Raw genomic sequence first — 19,882 nt, 5'->3', positions numbered from 1 at the left:
AAGGGCGAGAACATTCCGGAGCCGGGCATCCCGGAATCGTTCAAGGTTCTGCTCAAGGAACTCCAGTCCCTGTGCCTCAATGTCGAGGTGCTGTCGGCCGACGGCGCGGCCATCGAGCTGGGGCACGGGGACGACGACGAACTCGAGCGCAGGGCGACAAACCTCGGAATCACGCTGTCCAGGGACGAATCATCTTCGATCGACGAACTCACCAGCTGAGAGCCTCGGGCAGCCGCGCGCCGGGTGCGCGGTGCGCGGCTGCACAGTGGCTCCGACGGAAATAACGCACATCCGCGCCGGCGCTCAGGAGTAGGACGTCGGAGCGAGGTCGGGGTGCGCCGCTCCGCCGTCGTTCCGGCCCGCGGCTACGGTCCTTCACCGGGAAGTGCGGCGCGGATCGTGGCCACATGCGCTGCCGCGCGTCCCGTGTTGTCGATCAGGATGCGCGGTTCGGTGAACGGCTCCCAGCGCCGGGAGGTCGGGTTGCCCTGCCCCGGCCGATCGGGTGTGCGGGACTCCACCCGGCGGCGGTGTTCGGCCGCGTCCGAGCAGATCACCTCCACCCAGTGCAGCGGAACCTTCGCACCACCAGACGAGGAGACCCGGCTGCCATACGACCGATCCTAGATGAGTGATTCCTTATTGCTGGGGGGTGCATAGCGCACCCTGCCGGCAATGATCAGTGGTCGTAGGCGATGAGGGAGCGTTTCGCCGGTGCGTCGGTGCACCAGTTACGCCAGATCACAGCGGCCAGAGCCAGCAGCCGCTGCGCGATGCGGGCGAAGACACCCGACGGTGTGCGGCCACCATGGCGTTCGAGGTCGAGTTGGTCTTTGCAGGTGTCATAGACTGCTTCGGTCCACTGGCGCATGCCTTTGAGATCACCCCAGCGGCGTTGGCGGGCGTCGCGGCGGTCGGGGTGGACCAGTAGCACCCCGAGCTCATCGGCGCAGAAGCGTTCGATCTCTCTGCCGGCCAGACCCTTGTCGACCAGCACTACCATCTTCGCCCGCAAGGACCCGATATCTCGGGCGTGGGCGAACAGTTCGGTAGCGACTTCGCGTTCACCGAGCTTCGGGTCCGCCAGGCACCACGCGACCGGCATCCCCTCGAGCGTGGTGATCAGATACAGCTTCACCCCCCAGTACCAGCGTGAATGCGCAGCGCAACGGCCGTAGTTCGCCCACCCGGCCAGCGCGGAACGCTTGACGGTCTCCCGCGAGGTCCCGCACGGGATCGGGGTCGCATCGGCCAGCCGCAACTCGTCGGTCCACGACGGGCACAGCGTGGCCAGATATCGCATGCTTGCGCAGATCAACGGGGCCGCGGCTTTGATCCTCTTGTGGTAGCCGGGTTGCTTGGGCAGATACGGGAACAGGTGCGCCAACCGGACCCGGCACATCCGCACCCAGTGATGCTCGCTGCGGGCACCCAGCAGCACCTGCGCCACGGCCAGGCACACCAGTTCGGCGTCGGTCAGCTTCTTCGGCCGGCCCGGACGCCGCCGCCCGGCAGGCACGACATGGTCATCGACGAGAACGTAGAGTGCGGTCAGGAGGGTATCGAGGTCTTCAGTCACGAGTCGACGTCGATACCCTCCTCTTCTACACCCGCGCAACCGATCCCGCGCTTCACCCACCAAATCAATCAATTGCTGCCCGCACGCAGGCGGGCAGCAATTGGGAATCACTCATCTAGGGGGTGCCTCCGAGCAGCGGTCCGGACGGGCGCACACACCGGACCGCCTCCACAGCTGCCGCCGTGCCGATCGAGCTAGCCGCGATCGGCACGACCATCCGGGGTGCCACCGGTGAAGGCGTCCCACTCGGCGGCGGTGAAAACCAGAGCCGGGCCGGTGGGGTTCTTGGAATCACGGACGCCGACCTGCCCGCCGTCGAGGAATGCCACCTCCACACACTCCTTGGTTCCGCCACTACGACTGCTCTTGAACCATTTCGCTTCGGATAGGTCGACCTTCACCGTTGGTGCTCCCTTGCTGCCGTACGCAGCAGATTCCTGCTGCCGACCTCGTCCAGCGCGGCTCGCTGAACGAGATCGCACGCCTCTACGTATCGCTGCACAATACCGACCTTCTCGCTGTACATGTCGCCGGTGTAATTCTCGGCGTAGACGATTGTCGGCTCGGCGGGCCTGCCCGGGGCATCCGCGTCGAACTCCATGATCACGAAAGGGCCGATCTGCTCACCGACGGGCATCCCGGCGGAGAAGGGCAGGACGCGCAGTCGTACGTTCGGCAGAGTCCCGGCGTCGGCGAGGTGCCTCAATTGTGTTGCCATGACCCGGGGCCCGCCGATTGTCCGGCGCAGTACCGTCTCGGCCAGAATCACATCGAGCCGAGCCGGGCGGGTCTTCCGGGTGATCAGGGCCTGTCGCCGCATTTTGAGCCGGACACGCTGTTCGCGCTCCTCCGCGGTATCGTCGGGACTCGCGACCCGAGCCAACGCTCGTGCGTAGTCCGGGGTCTGCAGCAGGCCCGGTACGAGATCGGGTTGATAGGCCGTCAAGGTCCGGGCCGCGGATTCCAGTCCCATGTACACACTGAAGTTGGCGGGGATCACGCTGCCGAATTCGTGCCACCAGGACTTCGCCCCTGTTTCGCGGGCCAGTCCCCGCAACCCCGCCGCTTTGTCCTCGTCGATCTCGTAGATCTCGATCAACCCGTCGAGATCGCGGATGCGGATCCGCTGGTTCTGCCCCGTTTCGATGCGTTGCAGACTGCTCTTGCCCCACTCCATGAGCGCCGCCGCTTCGGCCATGGTCAGGCCGATCGCTTCTCGTGCTTCGCGCAGATATCGGCCGAGCTGCCGTCTAGTGATACTGCTGTCCCTATCAGTCAAAACCGTCCCCTTTTTGGCTGGATGAGAGCTCCGAATCGCGAGATATGCATACTCGCAGTCCGGCAGCGGCACGCCGGTTTTCGGTTTTCTCGCGGGTTCGGGCCTTACGTCGTCCGGGGGCGCGGGTGGGCTCGTGCGGGGACGGGTGGGTGGGGGAGGTCCCGGTCACCCGGCGGCTATGGTCTCCCGCATGGCCGCTGCGGTGGTGGCCGGGTCGTAGCCGGGGGCGACGCCGTCGACCAGGATCAGGTCGCCGTCGATATGCCGCGAGCGCAGCGGCGCGATTTCCCGGTAGGCCGGTGAATCCCACCAGGCCCGGGCTTCGTCGATCCCCGGGAAACCGATGACCACCACGAAACCGGGCCAGCGGCCTTCCACCACCTCGTGCTGGGCGGCATGGACGAGGAACCGGCCGCCGAAGGGTTCGAGGGTGGCGGGGATGCGCTCCATGTACTCGGCGATCTCGGGGTGCGGATCGGCCGGCTGCAGGTGGGCGATGGCGTAGGCGGGCATGATCTCGTCCTCTCGATCGGTTCGGTGTACCGATCATGACGGCGGGGCGACCGCGGCACGATTACCTCGGAGGTAAACGGATCGACTACCTGCGGGGTTATCGGCGCAATGCGGTGGCGAGGGCGGCGATCTGCTCGGCGGGCGGGTCGTATCCGGGGAAGTAGCAGCACACCCGGTCGGCGAAATCGCCGAAGCGCCGGAGGATCTCGGCGGCGCAGTCCTGTGGGGTGCCGCGGACGGCGAGGGTGTCGACCATATGGTCGGAGATCCGGTCGAACATGGTCATGATGTTGCCGGTTTTGGAGAGGGCGTTGAGTTCCGGCTGCAACTGTTCCCAGCCCTCGACCTCGAGCACCGGCCGGTACTGTAGAAGGCCAGCAGGCCGCGTACCCCGGTCGAGGCCGCCGCGAGTTCCGCCGCCGACCTGCCCATCGCCACGATCACCTGCGGATAGATGGGGAATTCGGTGCGGCCCGCCTGCTTCATACCCTCCGCCACGGCGGGCAGCGTGCGCTCCCGGAAATGGCGATGGCTGTGGAAGGGCATCACCAGCAGTCCGTCCGCGACCTCCGCGGCGGTCCGGGTCATCAGTGGGCCGAGCGCGCCGAGCAGTACCGGTGGGGGTCCGTACGGGTTGGGACCGGGGACGAAGGTGCTCGGCATGAGAGTGTGCCGGGTGTGCTCGCCGCGGAATTTCAGCGGCGCGCCGTCCTGCCAGGCGTGCAGGATCGTGCGCACCGCCAGCACGATCTCGCGCATCCGGGCCGCCGGGGCGGACCAGGTGGCGCCGTAGCGCTTCTCGATATGGGGGCGGATCTGCGAACCGAGTCCGAGCCGGAACCGTCCACCCGACATCAGTTGCAGGTCCCATGCGGCATGCGCGAGGTGCATCGGGCTGCGCGGCATGGCGATCGCGACATTGGTCATCAGGTCGGCATCCACCCGGCCGGCTACAGCGGCCAACGGGAGCATCACATCGTGGGGGCCTTCGAAAGTGAACAGCCCCGCCGCGCCGGCGTCGACGAGGGTCCGGGCGCGTTCGGCGCTGCGGTCCGGGCGGGCGTCCAACTGGAGATCGAGCAGCATCCGTTCATCCAAGTACACCCGGGCGGTCTCGAACAGGGGTCGGCCCGGCCCGATCCGGCATTGTGGCCGAACGGAAGTGGCCGAGGTGGACAGACCTGTACGCCTCTCCACCTCGTTTCGCCATCACCCTCCTGGCCGGTCGGCACTTCCGGCCGCGGATCCGCCTGTTGCGAGTGGAACCGGCCCCGCCAGTGCCCGGCGCATCACAGCCGAGCCCTGTTCGACGAATTCCGATATCGGCGCGGCGAGGTCATCCGGGAGGACGTCGGTGTGCCATACGAACAGTGTCCTCCGCCCGTGTCCGGTAGCGCCTGCATGGAGGCGTGGTGATGGGACGGATGCAGGTTGCCACCGACGACGGTGTAGGCAACTCGTTTGCGCACCGGGTCGAGATCGAGCCGGGCCACGAGGCACGCAACCGCCCGCTCCGCACCACCTGCCACCGAGTCGATCCTCCGGCGCCGCCAACTCTATGAAACGGCATTCGTATCCTCGTTACGTGACTGAGGGCTACGACGAGGTCGACGAAAAGATCATGGACGCCGCGCTCGACCGGATCCTGCAACTCGGGATCCGCCGCTCCAGCCTGGAGGACATCGCGCGCCGCGCCGGGATCAACCGGATCACCATCCACCGCAGATTCGCGGGTAAGGACAATCTCGTCGAAGCGGTGATCGAACGCGAAACCCGCCGGATGCTGGACGAGGTCACCGCGATCGCCGACGCCGCCGACGGCGTGGACGCCCAGATCGAGGAGACCACGCTGCACGTCCTGCTGCAGACCCGCATCCACCGGTTGGTCACCCACCTGCTGCGGGTCGCGCCGGACGAAGCGCTCAGCTTCTACACCGTGCAGGGCGGACACCTGGTCGATCTCGGTATCGACTACATCTCCGGCATGCTCACCCACGCCCAGCACGCCGGCCTGATCGACCGCTACGACCCCCGCCCGGTCGCCGAACTGGTCGCCCGCCTCGCCCATTCGCTGATGCTCACCCCGGGTAACAGCGGCGGTACGGATTTCACCGATCCGGAACAAGCGCGCGCCTTCGTCCGCACGACCATCGTGCCGCTGATGAAACACGGCATTCCGGGCTCGCCCCAGGGAGATACCGATGACCCCCGCGGTCATCCCCGCTCGCCATCCCGGCCGGACCCGTAGGGCGCCCGGTCCCTTCGCCGCACCGCGGTACTGCCGCCCGGCCCACCGCGACGCCGCCGAACCGCCGTGGTGGCACCCCGTCCGGGTGCGTCACCCGCTGCGGCGCCCGCGGCAAGGCTGCTGTCGGACAGGGTAGGTTCGACCGGGTGAACGTGCACGTGGGAGGGATCGAACTGGTCGAAATCCCGCCGGGGCGGGTGAAGTTGTCGGATCGGCGGACGCAACGCAGTTGGTCGGTGGAAGTCGGTCCGTACCGGCTGGGGGCCGTTCCGGTCACCCGATCGCAGTACGCGCAGGTCACCGGCCACCGGCCGGGCGGGAACCGGGGAGATCGGCGGCCCGCCGACAGCATCTCCTGGAACGACGCGGTTCTGTTCTGCAACGCCCTGTCCGAACGCGACGATCTGACACCGGCGTACCGCCTCGGCGCCGACGGCGAGGTTACCCGGGTCGCATCGGCCGACGGATATCGGCTGCCGACCGAGGCGGAGTGGGAACACGCGTGCCGCGCGGGCACCACCGGCCCGCACTACGGCCGGCTCGACGATATCGCCCGGTACCGGGGGAACTCCGAAGACCGACTGCCCGAGGTGGGGACCCGGCGGCCCAACGCGTGGGGGCTCTACGACATGCTCGGCACGGTCTGGGAATGGTGCTGGGACCTCTACGACCCGGAGGTCTACGGCAGCTACCGGGTGCTGCGCGGCGGCGGCTGGTTCGACGAACACTGGAGCTGCCGCGCCTCGGTCCGCCGCCGCAGTCATCCCACGGTCCGGCTCGACGATATCGGGTTCCGTGTCGCGCGGTCGGCGTCACCTCCAGGGCCCGAGCGCATACAGCCGAAAATCCTGTCGTCGGAGCGGTGACCGCTCCGGCACACTGTCGGCGTGGCCGTAACGGAGAAGGCGGCGCCGGACCGGGCCCGGGCGACCGCGCTGAGTTCGCTCTCGTGGGTGCTGTTCGCGAGTTCGGGTCCGCTGGCCGCGGCGGTGATCGCGACGGGCCGGTCTCCGGCGGCGGTGACCTCGGTGCGGCTCGCGGCGGCCGCGGCACTGCTGGTGCCGGTGGTCGCGGTGCTGCGGCCGGGGGCGTTGCGATTCGGCCGCGCCGACCTCTGGTTGCTGCTCGGCTATGGGCTGCTCGGTGTCGGCGGGGTGCAGTTGCTGTTCTTCGTGGCGGTGGCCCGGATTCCGGTGGGCGTGGCGATGGTGCTGGTCAGCGTGGCTCCGGCGCTGGTCGCGCTCTGGGTGCGGGTGGTGCGGGGCACCCGGCTGCCCCGGCTGGCGTGGGCGGGGATCGCGCTGGCCTCGGCGGGCTCGGTCCTGGTCGCCCAGATCTGGCAGGACACGGGGCTGGATCTGCTCGGCGTGGCCGCCGGGTTGGGTGCGGCGCTCTGCTCGGCCGGGTACTTCCTGCTCGGTGAGCACGGGGCGCGCAGGCATGACCCGGCGGGTCTCACCGCGGTCGGGCTCGTGATCGGCGCGGTCCTGGTGGCAGTGATCGCTCCGCCGTGGACGCTGCCGTCGGGTTCGCTCACCGCCGTCGCGGTACTGGGCGGTCTGCGGGTGCCGGTGTGGCCGGTGCTGCTCGCGCTGGTCGTGGCCGGTACCGTGCTGCCCTACCTGACGGGGCTGCGGGCGCTGCGCGACCTCCCCGTGGCCCTGGCCGGTGTGCTGGCACTGCTGGAACCGGTGGTCGCCGCCGCGCTGGCCTGGCTGCTGCTGGGCCAAGCGCTCGGGCCGGCACAGCTGGCCGGGGCGGCGATCGTGCTCACCGGCGCGATACTGGTGCAACTGGCCGGGCCCGGGACGGTTCCGGGAGTGCCGGGCCGGTGCGGCGGGCGCCGGCCGTGATGGGGGTCCGCTCGAATGGCGACCCCTCAGGGCTCGAGGTCGACCACGCCTTTGCCGCCGGCGATGTCGAGCGGCACCGACACCTGGTCGTGCGCGATCAACCAGGTGCCGTCGATCTTCCGCAGCCCGAACGTGACCCGCACCCACATGCCGCTCATCGCCGCCCCGTTCTTCAAGGTGCCGCCGAGACGAGCGAAGGCGTGCCCGAACGCGACATCGTCACCGATGGTGAAGGCCGGATCGCGGATCTCGTAGGTCACATTGTCGAGGAGCTGGAACACCTTCGCCCAGTTCGCCAGCTTCGCCGCGGTCCCGACGTGCTGGAGCGGCGGCTCGACATCGAAGGACACGACGTCGGGGGTGTACAGCTGCCGCAGTGCCTCGAGATCTCCGGTCCGGAGTCCGTTGATCACCTTGTCGAGCTGCCGGTGGATCGCGGCCGCGTCGGCCTCGATGCGGTCAGCGTGTGACCGAGAGTCGTGCGGAGTCGTCATGTTCGGTTCCTTCCGGGTCGATGTTCGGAGTATCGATGGCGGGCCGGCGTAGCGGCGCCAGGGCGGTGCTCCAGGCGAGAACCTGATCCAGCAGCGCGCCCAGGGCGGCCGCGTGGTGGTCGCGCGGTGTGAAGGTGGTGAAGTTCTCGAAATCGGTGTGCAGGGAGATCACGACCTGATGGCTCACATCGGCCATGCCCAGCGTGCTGCAGACCGCCCGGAGCTGCACCACCGCACGGGCTCCACCGCCCGCCCCGTAGGAGACGAATCCGATCGCCTTGTCCGCCCACTCCGCGCACAGGTGGTCGATCGCGTTCTTCAGTACTCCGGGCGGGCCGCCGTTGTACTCCGGGGTCACCACCACGAAACCGTCGAACGGGGCGATCCGTTCGGCCGGCTGCTCGGCTCGCTGGCCGAGGCCGAGGATGTGGTGCAGGAGACCTATGTGCGCTGGTACGCGCTGTCGGAGCGGGAGCGGCAGGAGGTCGCGGCGCCCGGCGCGTGGTTGACCACGGTCGCGGGCCGAATCTGCCTCGACCTGCTCGGCTCGGCGCGCAGCAGGCGGGAACGCTATGTCGGCGACTGGATTCCGGAACCGATACCCGGCAGGTCCGAATGGCTCGATGGTCCCGCATCCGCCGACCCCGCCGACCGGGTCACCCTCGACGAGTCGATCAGTATGGCCTTTCTCGTCGTACTGGATTCCATGACACCGGCCGAACGGGTGGCGTTCGTACTGCACGACGTCTTCCGTTACTCCTTCGCCGAGGTCGCCGATATCGTCGGGCGCACTCCCGCGGCCTGCCGTCAGCTCGCCTCCAGCGCCCGCCGCCGTATCGATACCTCGCGGGGGCCGTCGAGCGCCGAACGCGCCGAAGTGGTCCGGGATTTCAAACACGCCTGGCAGGCTCAGGATATCGAGGCCCTGATCGGCCTCCTCGATCCGCGGGCGCGGGCCACGGCCGACGGCGGCGGCCTGGCACCGGCCTTCCTCGAGCCGATCCACGGCGACGAGCGGATCGCCCGCACCTGGCTGGAGATCGCCGCCCGCAGCCCGGCGTTCACCCTGCTGGAGCGCACGGTGAACGGCCAACCCGGACTGGTGGCACAGCTGGACGACACCATCGTCTCGGTGTACGCCTTCGATATCGCCGACGGCCTGATCACCCGCATCTGGGCGGTTCGCAATCCGGACAAACTGCGGCCCTGGACGGCCACGGACAGCTGACCGGCACCGGGCCGGAAACGAGAGACGCCGGGCGCGAACCGCTTCCGCAGAAGGGTCCGTGCCCGGCGTCGGGTAGGCGCCGCGACTCACTCGGTGGGCGCGAACGCCTCCTCGATGATCTCGGCCTGCTCCACCGCGTGCACCTTGCTCGAACCCGAGGACGGGGCCGACATGGCACGACGCGAGATACGGCGCAGGCGGCCCAGCCGCTCCGGCAGCAGCTCCGGCAGGTTCAGGCCGAAGAACGGCCACGCGCCCTGGTTCGCCGGCTCCTCCTGGACCCAGGCGATCTCGGTGGCGTTCGAGTACCGCTCCAGGGCCTCGTTCAACCGGAACTTGGGCAGCGGGTAGAGCTGCTCGACCCGGACGATGGCGACATCGTCACGCTTGCGCTTGGCCTTCGCGGCGGCCAGCTCGTAGTAGAGCTTGCCGCTGGTGAGCAGGATGCGCTTGACCGCGGCGCGGTCGCCGATGCCCTGCTCGTAGGTGGGCTCGTCGAACACCGAGCGGAACTTGCTCTCGGTGAAATCCTTGAGATCGCTGACGACGGCCTTGTTGCGCAGCATCGACTTCGGGGTGAAGACGATCAGCGGACGGCGGATACCGTCCAGCGCGTGCCGGCGCAGCAGGTGGAAGTAGTTCGCCGGGGTGGACGGCACCGCCACCGTCATCGAACCCTCCGCGCACAGCTGCAGGAAGCGCTCGATACGGCCGGAGGTGTGGTCCGGGCCCTGACCCTCGTGCCCGTGCGGCAGCAGCAGCACGACCTCGGACAGCTGGCCCCATTTGGCCTCACCGGAGGAGATGAACTCGTCGATGATCGACTGGGCGCCGTTGACGAAGTCACCGAACTGGGCCTCCCACAGCACCAGCGCGTCCGGGTTACCCAGCGAGTAGCCGTACTCGAAGCCGACGGCGGCGAACTCGCTCAGCGCCGAATCGTGCACCGCGAACCAGCCGGGGTTGGCGCTGTTGAGGTTGTGCAGCGGGGTGTACTCGGCCGCGGTCTTGCGGTCGATGATCACCGAATGGCGCTGGGTGAAGGTGCCGCGGCGCGAATCCTGGCCGGTCAGCCGGACCGCGCGACCCTCGTCGATCAGCGTGCCGAAGGCGAGCAACTCGGCGAACGCCCAGTCGACCTTGCCCTCGTAGGCCATCTCCCGGCGCTTCTCCAGCACCGGCTGCACCCGCGGGTGCACGCTGAAACCGTCGGGCACGTTCAAGAACGCGTCGCCGATCCGCTGCAGCACCGATTTGTCGACCGCGGTGAGCACGGTGGACGGCACCTGCTGATCGTCCTCCACCGATGCGCTCGGCCCCTGGGGATACTTCTCCAGCTCCCGGACCTCGTTGAAGACCCGCTCCAACTGGCCCTGGTAGTCGCGCAGCGCGTCCTCGGCCTCTTTCAGCGAGATATCGCCGCGGCCGATCAGGCTTTCGGTGTAGCTCTTGCGGACGCTGCGCTTGGTATCGATGACGTCGTACATGTACGGCTGGGTCATCGACGGGTCGTCGCCCTCGTTGTGACCGCGACGGCGGTAGCAGATCAGGTCGATGACCACGTCCTTGCGGAACTTCTGCCGGAAATCGACCGCCAGGCGCGCGACCCAGTCGCACGCCTCCGGGTCGTCGCCGTTGACGTGGAAGATCGGGGCGCCGATGAACTTGGCGATATCGGTGGAGTACTCGGTGGAGCGGCTGTTCTCCGGGGCCGTGGTGAAACCGATCTGGTTGTTCACCACGATGTGGATGGTGCCGCCCACGCGGTACCCGCGCAGGCCCGACAGGTTCAGGGTCTCGGCCACCACACCCTGGCCCGCGAACGCGGCGTCACCGTGCAGCATCAGCGGCACGACCGAGAAGCCCTCGGGGCCGTCACCCTTGTCCAGCAGGTCCTGCTTGGCGCGGACCAGACCCTCGAGCACCGGGTCGACCGCTTCCAGATGCGACGGGTTGGCGGTCAGCGAGACCTCGATCTCGTTGTCACCGAACATCTGCAGGTAGTTGCCGCGCGCACCGAGGTGGTACTTCACATCGCCCGAGCCGTGGGTGGCGGCCGGGTTCATATTGCCCTCGAACTCGGTGAAGATCTTCGAGTAGGGCTTGCCCACGATATTGGCCAGCACATTGAGGCGGCCGCGGTGCGGCATACCGATGACGACCTCGTCGAGCGCGTACTCGGCGCACTGGTCGATCACGGCGTCCATCATCGGGATGACGGTTTCGGCGCCCTCCAGCGAGAAACGCTTCTGGCCGACGTACTTGGTCTGCAGGAAGGTTTCGAACGCCTCGGCCGCGTTGAGCCGGTTCAGAATGTACTTCTGCTGGGCGACGGTCGGCTTGACATGCTTCTGCTCGACCCGGTCCTGCATCCACTTGAGCTGGTCTTCCTCGAGGATGTGGGTGTACTCCACACCGACGTGGCGGCAGTAGGAATCGCGCAGCACCGACAGCACATCGCGCAGTTTCATCCGCTCTTCGCCGTGGAAACCGCCGACATTGAACTCGCGGTCCAGATCCCACAGGGTGAGGCCGTGCTGCGTGACGTCGAGGTCGGGGTGGCTGCGGAACTTATCCTTGACCAGGCGCAGCGGATCGGTGTCGGCCATCAGGTGACCGCGGTTGCGGTAGGCGGCGATCATCTCGAGCACCCGGGTGCTCTTGTCGACTCCGCGTTCCTTGATGTCCTTGCGCCAGCGCACCGGCTCGTACGGCACACCCAGACCGTGGAAGATCTCGTCGTAGAACTCGTCCGCGATGAGCAGCTTGTGGATGGTGCGCAGGAAATCGCCGGATTCCGCGCCCTGGATGATGCGGTGATCGTAGGTGGAGGTCAGCGTCATGAGCTTGCCGATACCGATATCGGCGATCCGCTCGTCGCTCATCCCCTGGAACTCCGCCGGGTACTCCATGGCGCCCGCGCCGATGATCGCGCCCTGGCCCTGCATCAGCCGCGGTACGGAATGCACGGTGCCGATGGTGCCCGGGTTGGTCAGCGAGATGGTCACCCCGCTGAAGTCCTCGGCGGTCAGTTTGCCGTCGCGGGCGCGGCGGACGATGTCCTCGTAGGCGGTGTGGAACTGACCGAAGGTCATATCCTCGGTGCCCTTGATGGCGGCGACGACCAGGGACCGGCTGCCGTCCTTACCGGGCAGATCGATGGCCAGACCGAGGTTGGTGTGCGCGGGGGTGACCGCGTTCGGCTTACCGTCGACCTCGGCGAAATGCCGGTTCATGTTCGGGAACGCCTTCACCGCCTGCACGATCGCGTAGCCGAGCAGATGGGTGAAGGAGATCTTGCCGCCCCGGGTGCGGGCGAGATGGTTGTTGATGACCAGCCGGTTGTCGATCATCAGCTTGGCCGGCACGGCCCGCACGCTGGTGGCGGTCGGGATGGTCAGCGACGCCGACATGTTCTTGGCGACCGCGGCGGCGGCACCGCGCAGCACCTTCTTCTCGTCCGCGGCCGGAGTCTGCTTGGGCGCACCCGAGGTGGCGGCGGCATTGGACGCCGGGGCCGGGGTCGTCTGCGGGGCCCGCTGCTGGGCGGCCGCGGTGGTCCGCGCGGCGGTGGTGGCGGCCGGGGCGGACTTCGGCGCGGCGGCCGGCGCGGACGTGGTGGCCGGCGCGGTCGGGGCGGTGGCCCGGGTCCGGACCGAAGAATTTTCGGCGGGCACGGCGGTAGGAGCGGATTTCACCGCCGACGTCGGAGCCGCCGGCGCCGGAGCAGACTGGGTGTTACCGGAATCACCGGAGATCTCCGGGGTGTAGTCGGCGAGGAACTCGTGCCAGCTGGCGTCGACCGAGGATGGATCCTGTTTGAACTTCTGATACATCTCGTCGACCAGCCACTGGTTCTGACCGAACTGGGATTTTGAGCTGCTCACAGCAGGTGTTCGCCTCATTTCGTTCTTCGCGCTGCGACGTTTGTGACGTGCCCGGCACAGGGCCTCGGTGGATGGGTACCGATACGCCCTGAAGACGAGGATATGCCCCCGCGCACATCCGCTCGGTCACCGACCACCGGACAATCCCGACCTCATTGTTGACGACTCGTCCTCGACCGAGAATATTCCTTCGCCGCTTCCGGCCGCTGTCCAGAGGCGGGCATAGTGCCCACCGGCCGCCACGAGCTCGGTATGAGTGCCCACTTCGACGATCCGGCCGTGCTCCACCACGGCGATCCGGTCGGCCCGCGCGGCCGTGGCCAGCCGGTGCGCGACCACCACGGTCGTGCGGTGGCGAGCCAGCGATCCGGTCGCGGCCAGCACTTTCTCCTCGGTGTCGGGGTCGAGGGTGGCGGTCGCCTCGTCGAGCAGCAACAGATCGGGGTCCACCAGCTGGGCACGGGCCAGCGCGATCAGCTGACGCTGACCCGCCGAGAGCCCGCGCCCGCGCTCGCCCACCGGCCGCCGGAATCCGCCGGGCAGGCCGGCGATCATCTCCCGCGCCCCGACCGCGCGGGCGGCCGTCTCGATCTCCGCCGCGGACGCGTCGGGTTTCCCGAATGCAATGTTGCTCGCGATATCGCCGGTGAACAGGTGAGCTTCCTGCGGGACCATCCCGAGCCGGGCGCGGTAGCGGTCCAGCCGGTAGTCGCGGATATCGACGCCGTCCACCCGGATGACCCCGGTATCGGCGCCGGAGAGGTCGTAGAGGCGGGCGAGCAGTTTGACGATGGTGGATTTCCCGGCGCCGGTCGCCCCCACCAGCGCCAGCGATTGCCCGGGCGCGACCGCCAGATCCACATCGTCGAGAGCGAAACGCTCGGTGCCCGGGTAGCGGAAACGCACCGCGTCGAGAGCCAGATCACCCCGCAGGCCCGCCGCGATCGGATCGGCGTCGGGCGGATCGGCACCGATGGAGGACGGGGTGCGCAGCAGCTCGCCGATACGGCGCAGACCCACCCGCGCCTGCTGGTACCCGTCGAACACCTGCGACAGCTGCTGGACCGGACCGAACAGCAGTTCCAGGTACAGCACGAAGGCGACCAGCGTGCCGGTGCTGGTGGTACCGGCGGCCACCGCGTGCGCCCCGGTGAACACCACCAGGGCCAGCGCCAGATCGGTCCACGCCGCCACGAACGCGAAGTACAACGCGATGGCGCGCTGCGCCCGCATCCGGCTGCGCCGGTACTTCGTGGAGTATTCGGCGAACCGGTGGGCCGCGAGCCGTTCGTGCCGATTGGCCTGCACCGCCCGCAGTCCCGCGATGTTCTCCTGGAAATCCGCGTTGACCGTGGAGACCCGTTCCCGGGAGACGGTGTAGGCCACCGAGGCGACCCGGCGGAACACCGCCGTGGCGATGATCAGCGGCGGCAGCACCCCGAGCAGGACCACCAGGGCGAGCCGCAGATCGATCACCACCAGCGCGACCGCGATACCGCCCAGCGACAGCACGCTCACCAGCGCGGTGGACACCCCGGTCTGCAGGAAGGTGGACAGGGCGTCCACATCGGTGGTCATCCGGGTCATGATCCGGCCGGACAGTTCGCGTTCGTAGTAGTCCAGGCCGAGCCGTTGCAGGTGGGCGTAACTGCGGACACGCAATCCGTACAGCACCCGTTCGCCGGTGCGGGAGGTGAACAGGGTGGTCGCGGCGGCCACCACCCAGCCCGCCAGCACCAGTCCGGTACCGAGTGCGGCCGACCAGGTGAGGGCGGCCGGCTGCCCACCGGTGACGCCGGCGTCGATCGCATGGCGGACCAGCGGCGGAAAACCGATCCCGATCAACGCGTCGAGTGCCAGCAGGGCCACCGAGGCCAGCACCAGGGTTCGCACCGGCCACAGCAGCCGGCCCAGCCGGAACCCCGGATCCGGCTCCCGGAGGCGGCGGGACTCGGCCGGCCCCGGCCGCTCGGTGGCGGCGGGCAGCGCGTCGATGGCACGGCGCAGTTCGGGGGTCGCGCCGAGGTCGGGCGTGGGGCCGAAGCGGTCGGCGGACGCGGCGGGAGGCAGCCGGTCGGGCTGGTAGACCGGGCCGGCGACCGGCACGGTGTCCGGTTCGGGCAGGCGGATCACCCGATCGGCATGGGCGAGGGTCGACTCGCGATGGGCCAGGATGATGGTGGTGCGGGTGCCCTGATCGGGCAGTGCGCCGAAGATGGCGGCCTCGGTCACCGCGTCCACCGCGGAGGTGGCGTCGTCGAGCACCAGAATGCGCGGCCGGGCCAGTAACGCCCGGGCCAGGGCGATGCGCTGCCGCTGACCACCGGAGAGGGTGAGCCCGCGTTCCCCGACGACGGTGTCGTAGCCGTCCGGCAGCTGTTCGATGAACTCGTCGGCGGCGGCCTGTCGCGCGGCGGCCCGGATCTCCTCGGGTGTGGCGTCGGGCCTGCCGAGGGCGATATTGGCGGCCACGCTGGAACTGAACAGGAACGGATCGTCGAAGACCACGCCCACCGCGGCGCGCAACTGCGCGGCGGACACCTCGGCGATGTCCACCGGCTGCGCGGCCCCGGCGCCCAGCAGCCGGATCCGGCCGGCATCGGGTGCGTAGAACCGGGGTAGCAGCAGCGACAGCGTGGTCTTGCCCGAGCCCGCCGGACCGATGATCGCCACCGTCTCGCCCGGCCGGACCCGCAGGTCCAGATCACGCAGGACCGGTTGCGCGGGGTCGAAGCCGAAGCTCACCCCGTCGAGTTCGATACCCAGCGGGCCCTCCGGCACCGGGACCGGTCGCGGCGGATCGGCCACCGCCGGACCGGCGTCGATCACCTGATACACCCGTTCGGCCGCGGCCCGGGTGAGCTGGGCCAGGATGAGCACCGACGCCATGGTGCGGGCGGTGGTGGTCATGGTGGTGACATAGGCGCTGAACGCGAGGAAGGTGCCGAGACCGATCTGGCCGTGCAACGCGAGCCAGCCGCCGACGGCGATCACCACCACCAGGCCCGCCTGCGGGATGGCCGCCAGTGTGGGGGAGAAGCGGGCATTGATCCGGGCCGCGCGCATCCGCTCGGCGAACAACCGGCGGCCGTGCTGTGCGAGCACATCGACCATCCGGGCTTCCTGGCCGAACCCCTTCACCACCCGGACCCCGGTGACCGTCTCCTCCACGTGCTGGGCGAGTTCGGCGGCCCGCTGCTGGGCCGACCAGGTGGCGGCGTGCAGCGTGGGCCGCATCCGGTACACCACCACGATCACCAGCGGCACCATCAGCAGCGCCACCGCCGCCAGCGGCGGGGACAACCACAGCATCACCGCGGCGGCGAGCACGAACTGCAGAAACGACATGCCCGAGAGCGGGGCCATCGCCAGCAGCGACTGCACCAGCTGGAGATCGGTGATCGAGCGGGAAACCACCTGCCCGGTGCGCAGCGCGTCCTGGCCGGCGCCGTCCAGCCGCTGCAACGATCCGAGCAGCTGCACCCGCAGCCCGTGCTGGACGTCCAGTGACAATTTGCCGGCCAGCATCCGCCGCCCGAAGGACGCCGCGAATCGGCCCGCCGCCAGCAGCGCCAGCAGCCCGGCGACGATACCGATCACCCGGGTGGCACCGCTGGTGGCCGAGTCCACGGCCCATTTGGTGAGCAGCGGTGCGATGATCTCGGCCGCCGCGCCGGCCACCAGAGCCACGGCGATACCGGCCAGCGTGCCCCCGAAACGCCGGCACTCAGACCACAGCCTGCGAAGCCATCCCGGCCGCGCGCCGCTACCCATGAGCCCCCCTTCACCTCGACCTGTCATCGACCATAACGACGCCCGGTGACAAGGTCTTGTTCCCGGCGCTCCCGTCGGCAGGTTCAGCGGATCACAGTTCGGCCCGGCGCAGCGCCCACCAGCCGGCCGCGCCGACCCCGACGGACCACAGCAGCAGCACCACGATCGCGGCGGGGGCGGGCGCCAGCAGATCGCTGTCGGTGAACGAGCCCACCAGGACGGTGCTCAGCGTCGCCGAACCGGGCAGCAGCGTCGCCGCGCCCGGCAGCCCGATCCCGGCGGTCACCACCCAGAGCAGCGGCTCGGCGACCAGCATCCAGACCAGCACCGCCCCGACCGCCAGTGCCGGTGAGCGCAGCAGCAGCCCGAGCCCGGTGCCGATCACCGCCCAGCACGCCGCGGCCAGCAGACCGCCACCGAGTACCGCGAACAAGGCGGCCGTGATCTCGAATTTGCCGCGGCCGAACAGCAGCAGGCAGACCATGGCCACGACCTCGACCGCCAGCGCGGCCACCACCGCGGCGGCGGCGGTCACCAGGTATTTCGACCCGGCCAGCCGGTCCCGGTCCATCGTGAACAGCGCGGTGGTCACCAGCGTGTTGTGCTGGTGTTCACCCGCCGCCCCCGCGGCCCCGAAAACGCCGGCCGCCACGACGACCGCGAACAGCGCCAGATAAAGCCCGATGGTCGCGGTACCGGTCACCGGATCGCTGTCCGGGTCACGCGGCCCGGCCATGATCGCGGTCACCGAGGTGGTCACGAGCGATATCGCGACCAGTGCTCCGGCCAGCACCCGGGGATAGCGCAGGGTCGCCGCTTTGCGGTACTCGGACAGGACCGGCGGAATCAGTTCCGCGGGTACGACGTCGATCATCGGGCAACCCCGTACGGCAGAGAGGCGGGCGGCGGCATACCGGGTCCGGCCGGCTGCGGCGCGGCCGCCTGGGTCAGGGAGGCGAGCACCCGGTCGGGATGGATCCGATCGGCGACTATACGGTCCAGCCGGACATTCGCGGCGCGGGCGGCGGCCACGATATCGTCCTCGGACGCGTCCGCCACCGCCAGTTGATCGTCGGGCCGGATCACCGCATCGGTGAAGCCGCGGGCGGCCAGGGCGGTGGCGACTGCGATGGACGACGAGGAGGCCACCACCAGACGGTCCGGGTTTCGGCGCCGCAGCCGGTCCGGGCTGCCCTGATAGACCACCGACCCGCCGCTCAGCACCACCAGATGGTCGGCGATCGGCAGCGCCGTCATCAGGCTGGGCGTGGTGAACAGTACGGTGCCGCCGCGCCGCGTGTGCTCCCGCAGGAAGCCCTGCAACCAGGACAGTTCGCCCAGCCGCATACCGGCGGTGGGATCATCGAGCACCAGCAGTGGCGGGTCGGGCAGCAGGGCCGTCGCCAGGGCCGCGCGGGTCTCCTCACCGGGGGTCAGATCGTCGGGGACGGCGCGGGCGCGCTCGATGAGACCGGTGATCTCCAGCACGGCGCGCACCCGGCGGTCCGGGCACCCGGCCGCGGCGGCATAGACCCGTAGATGGTCGCGGACCGTCCGGCGCGGATGCAGACCGCGCGGTGCGAGGACGGCGCCCACCGCCGCACTGCCGCGGCCGCCGGCCACCGTGGCCGACCCCGCCGTCGGCGGGAGCAGACCCAGCAGGATCCCGGCCACCGTCGACTTCCCGGAACCGGGCGGGCCCACCAGCGCCGCGCAGGTACCCGCCGCGACATCGAAGGAGATGTCCTGGGCGCCGATACTGAAATCCTCGTACCGCTTGGTCAGACCCCGGACCGTGATCGCCGGGCGCGCCGAGGGCGTCACCGCGACCCGGCCGGTGGCTGGGTCCCCCGCCGGCGTACCCCGGCCTCATCGCGCGGCAGTTCGCTCGGATCGGGCTGCGGCAGCGACTTCTTCGGCTGCTCCGGCGCGGTCGGCACCTGGGCGTCGATCACCATCTCGTCGGGGAAATACGCCGGCGCCGGACCGAATGCCTTACGCGCGTTGCTGACAGTCGCCTTGCCCAGCGCCCGGTTACCGACCCCGCCGATCACCGCGCCGATCCCGGCGGGCAACACCTTGCCCGCCATCAACGCGGCACGCTTGGTGATGAAGCGGACGATGAACCGCTTGAGCAGCGAATCGTTCATCCCGGACAGACCCGGGATCTTGTTGGCGAACACGGTGCCCCAGTTCTTGGCCGAGGTACCGACACTCTTCTGGACGATCTCCATCCCGCTGTCACCGAGCACCACCGCGAGCACCAGTGCCCGCCGCTGTTCGGTGTTCTCCGGCCGCACCCCGTGCACGGAGGCCACCGCCAGCGTGAACAACGCCGACGCCTCCATGAAGAACGTGGTCTCCGCGCTCACCGCCGCCAGCGCGGCGATGGTCCCCACTCCGGGAATCGCGGCCGACGCCCCGACCGCGCTACCACTGCCGGTCACGGCCAGCAGATACTGGCGTTCGAGCCGTTCGACGAGCTGCGCGGGCGACTCGTCGGGATGTGCGCGCCGCAAGCGCGCGACATACTTGGCGACGGCGGGTGCTTGTAGCCGGGAACCGTGATCCAGTGCCTCGACCACGGCCTTTTCCAATGCCCCGTTACGCACGGCGTCATCCCTCCTCTGCGGCCTCTGTGCACTGTAGGGCACGGCGGCCGGACGTTCGCTCTGACTTCTAACGGACTACCCCTTTCCTCGGTTCCGACTCGCGCGCAAGTTCTGTTGAACGGTGGTGCACGTTTTGTTGAACGGTGGGTGGCGGGCCGGTAGGTGCGGTGGAGCCGGGAGGTCCTTGTTGGTGAAGGCGAGGAAGGGACCTGCTCGTGGAGGTGGGGGTGTGGACCTGCTCGTGGAGGTGGGGGTGTGGACCTGCTCGGGAAGGTGGGGGTGTGGACCTGCTCGGGAAGGTGGGGGTGTGGACCTGCTCGGGAAGGTGCTGTGTTTTTGGCGCCGCCTGCGGCGTCGCGGGGTTGAGGCCCCCTTGTGTCTCGCCGTTTCGGCCTCGAGACTTGCGCCTGCGGCG

At 69.2% G+C, this 19,882-nt stretch carries 17 protein-coding genes and 1 pseudogene; 5 read left to right on the top strand and 13 right to left on the bottom strand.

Features of this window, described 5'->3' with window-relative positions; genetic code table 11:
• Positions 1-219: hypothetical protein (locus ACLML9_RS19080; RefSeq protein WP_411946795.1), on the top strand; the 219-nt coding region annotated here is incomplete at its 5' end.
• Positions 220-365: 146 nt separating this feature from the next.
• Here ACLML9_RS19080 and ACLML9_RS19075 read toward each other — a convergent pair.
• From ACLML9_RS19075 to ACLML9_RS19050, 6 genes and pseudogenes are all read right to left on the bottom strand, one after another.
• Positions 366-563, bottom strand: a complete 198-nt coding sequence (locus ACLML9_RS19075; protein WP_411946794.1) for a hypothetical protein — start codon at positions 561-563, stop codon at positions 366-368.
• Between the two features lie 116 nt (positions 564-679).
• Positions 680-1,579 carry an IS982 family transposase gene (locus ACLML9_RS19070; protein WP_411946793.1) on the bottom strand — a complete coding sequence of 300 codons (900 nt, stop codon included), beginning with the start codon at positions 1,577-1,579 and terminating at the stop codon, positions 680-682.
• A 194-nt stretch (positions 1,580-1,773) separates the two neighbouring features.
• Complete coding sequence (locus ACLML9_RS19065; protein WP_411946792.1) at positions 1,774-1,980, bottom strand: DUF397 domain-containing protein; 207 nt, start codon at positions 1,978-1,980, stop codon at positions 1,774-1,776.
• A complete protein-coding gene (locus tag ACLML9_RS19060) occupies positions 1,977-2,858 on the bottom strand; it encodes a helix-turn-helix domain-containing protein (protein WP_411946791.1) in 882 nt (293 codons plus the stop codon). The genes ACLML9_RS19065 and ACLML9_RS19060 overlap by 4 nt, the downstream gene beginning before the upstream one ends.
• Positions 2,859-3,023: 165 nt before the next feature.
• Complete coding sequence (locus ACLML9_RS19055; protein ID WP_411946790.1) at positions 3,024-3,371, bottom strand: DUF1330 domain-containing protein; 348 nt, start codon at positions 3,369-3,371, stop codon at positions 3,024-3,026.
• A 97-nt stretch (positions 3,372-3,468) separates the two neighbouring features.
• Positions 3,469-4,457, bottom strand: a pseudogene (locus ACLML9_RS19050) (TIGR03617 family F420-dependent LLM class oxidoreductase).
• Between the two features lie 499 nt (positions 4,458-4,956).
• Between ACLML9_RS19050 and ACLML9_RS19045 the strand changes: the two are divergent.
• From ACLML9_RS19045 to ACLML9_RS19035, 3 genes are all read left to right on the top strand, one after another.
• Complete coding sequence (locus tag ACLML9_RS19045) at positions 4,957-5,619, top strand: TetR/AcrR family transcriptional regulator (RefSeq protein WP_411946789.1); 663 nt, start codon at positions 4,957-4,959, stop codon at positions 5,617-5,619.
• Positions 5,620-5,792: 173 nt separating this feature from the next.
• Positions 5,793-6,485: a formylglycine-generating enzyme family protein gene (locus ACLML9_RS19040; protein ID WP_411946797.1), complete on the top strand. Its 693-nt coding sequence runs from the start codon at positions 5,793-5,795 to the stop codon at positions 6,483-6,485.
• 21 nt (positions 6,486-6,506) lie between these two features.
• Positions 6,507-7,472, top strand: coding sequence for an EamA family transporter (locus ACLML9_RS19035; RefSeq protein WP_411946788.1), 966 nt, complete (start codon positions 6,507-6,509; stop codon positions 7,470-7,472).
• 26 nt (positions 7,473-7,498) lie between these two features.
• On the opposite strand, the gene ACLML9_RS19030 is transcribed toward ACLML9_RS19035, so the two are convergent.
• Together ACLML9_RS19030 and ACLML9_RS19025 are read right to left on the bottom strand one after the other, a co-directional pair.
• Positions 7,499-7,966: a YybH family protein gene (locus tag ACLML9_RS19030; protein WP_411946787.1), complete on the bottom strand. Its 468-nt coding sequence runs from the start codon at positions 7,964-7,966 to the stop codon at positions 7,499-7,501.
• Positions 7,932-8,327, bottom strand: coding sequence for an NADPH-dependent FMN reductase (locus tag ACLML9_RS19025; protein ID WP_411946786.1), 396 nt, complete (start codon positions 8,325-8,327; stop codon positions 7,932-7,934). Before ACLML9_RS19025 ends, ACLML9_RS19030 begins: the two co-directional genes overlap by 35 nt.
• Before the next feature lie 69 nt (positions 8,328-8,396).
• Here ACLML9_RS19025 and ACLML9_RS19020 point away from each other — a divergent pair, with 69 nt between their 5' ends.
• Complete coding sequence (locus tag ACLML9_RS19020; RefSeq protein WP_411946785.1) at positions 8,397-9,194, top strand: sigma factor-like helix-turn-helix DNA-binding protein; 798 nt, start codon at positions 8,397-8,399, stop codon at positions 9,192-9,194.
• Between the two features lie 86 nt (positions 9,195-9,280).
• Here the strand turns inward: ACLML9_RS19020 and ACLML9_RS19015 are convergent, their stop codons facing one another.
• From ACLML9_RS19015 to ACLML9_RS18995, 5 genes are all read right to left on the bottom strand, one after another.
• Positions 9,281-13,099 (bottom strand): multifunctional oxoglutarate decarboxylase/oxoglutarate dehydrogenase thiamine pyrophosphate-binding subunit/dihydrolipoyllysine-residue succinyltransferase subunit, encoded by a 3,819-nt coding sequence (locus tag ACLML9_RS19015; RefSeq protein ID WP_411946784.1) that lies wholly within the window; start codon positions 13,097-13,099, stop codon positions 9,281-9,283.
• 108 nt (positions 13,100-13,207) lie between these two features.
• On the bottom strand, positions 13,208-16,855 hold the full coding sequence (locus ACLML9_RS19010) for an ABC transporter ATP-binding protein (protein ID WP_411946783.1): 3,648 nt from the start codon (positions 16,853-16,855) through the stop codon (positions 13,208-13,210).
• A 91-nt stretch (positions 16,856-16,946) separates the two neighbouring features.
• The gene (locus tag ACLML9_RS19005) at positions 16,947-17,729 is read right to left on the bottom strand and encodes an ABC transporter permease (RefSeq protein WP_411946782.1); all 783 of its coding nucleotides are present in this window, start codon (positions 17,727-17,729) and stop codon (positions 16,947-16,949) included.
• Positions 17,726-18,679: an ATP-binding cassette domain-containing protein gene (locus ACLML9_RS19000; protein ID WP_411946781.1), complete on the bottom strand. Its 954-nt coding sequence runs from the start codon at positions 18,677-18,679 to the stop codon at positions 17,726-17,728. Before ACLML9_RS19000 ends, ACLML9_RS19005 begins: the two co-directional genes overlap by 4 nt.
• Positions 18,676-19,452 carry a hypothetical protein gene (locus ACLML9_RS18995; RefSeq protein ID WP_411946796.1) on the bottom strand — a complete coding sequence of 259 codons (777 nt, stop codon included), beginning with the start codon at positions 19,450-19,452 and terminating at the stop codon, positions 18,676-18,678. The genes ACLML9_RS19000 and ACLML9_RS18995 overlap by 4 nt, the downstream gene beginning before the upstream one ends.
• Positions 19,453-19,882 lie beyond the last annotated feature (430 nt).

This window comes from Nocardia sp. NPDC002869 (genome assembly GCF_046764065.1).
Taxonomy (GTDB): Bacteria; Actinomycetota; Actinomycetes; order Mycobacteriales; family Mycobacteriaceae; genus Nocardia; species Nocardia rhamnosiphila.
This window is presented reverse-complemented; position numbering and strand designations above follow the sequence as displayed.

Excerpts from the sequence above, each read along its gene's own strand:
- ACLML9_RS19055 (WP_411946790.1), bottom strand. The coding sequence starts at position 3,371 with ATGCCCGCCTACGCCATCGCCCACCTGCAGCCGGCCGATCCGCACCCC.
- ACLML9_RS19030 (WP_411946787.1), bottom strand. The coding sequence starts at position 7,966 with ATGACGACTCCGCACGACTCTCGGTCACACGCTGACCGCATCGAGGCC.
- ACLML9_RS19015 (WP_411946784.1), bottom strand. The coding sequence starts at position 13,099 with ATGAGGCGAACACCTGCTGTGAGCAGCTCAAAATCCCAGTTCGGTCAG.
- ACLML9_RS19010 (WP_411946783.1), bottom strand. The coding sequence starts at position 16,855 with ATGGGTAGCGGCGCGCGGCCGGGATGGCTTCGCAGGCTGTGGTCTGAG.
- ACLML9_RS19005 (WP_411946782.1), bottom strand. The coding sequence starts at position 17,729 with ATGATCGACGTCGTACCCGCGGAACTGATTCCGCCGGTCCTGTCCGAG.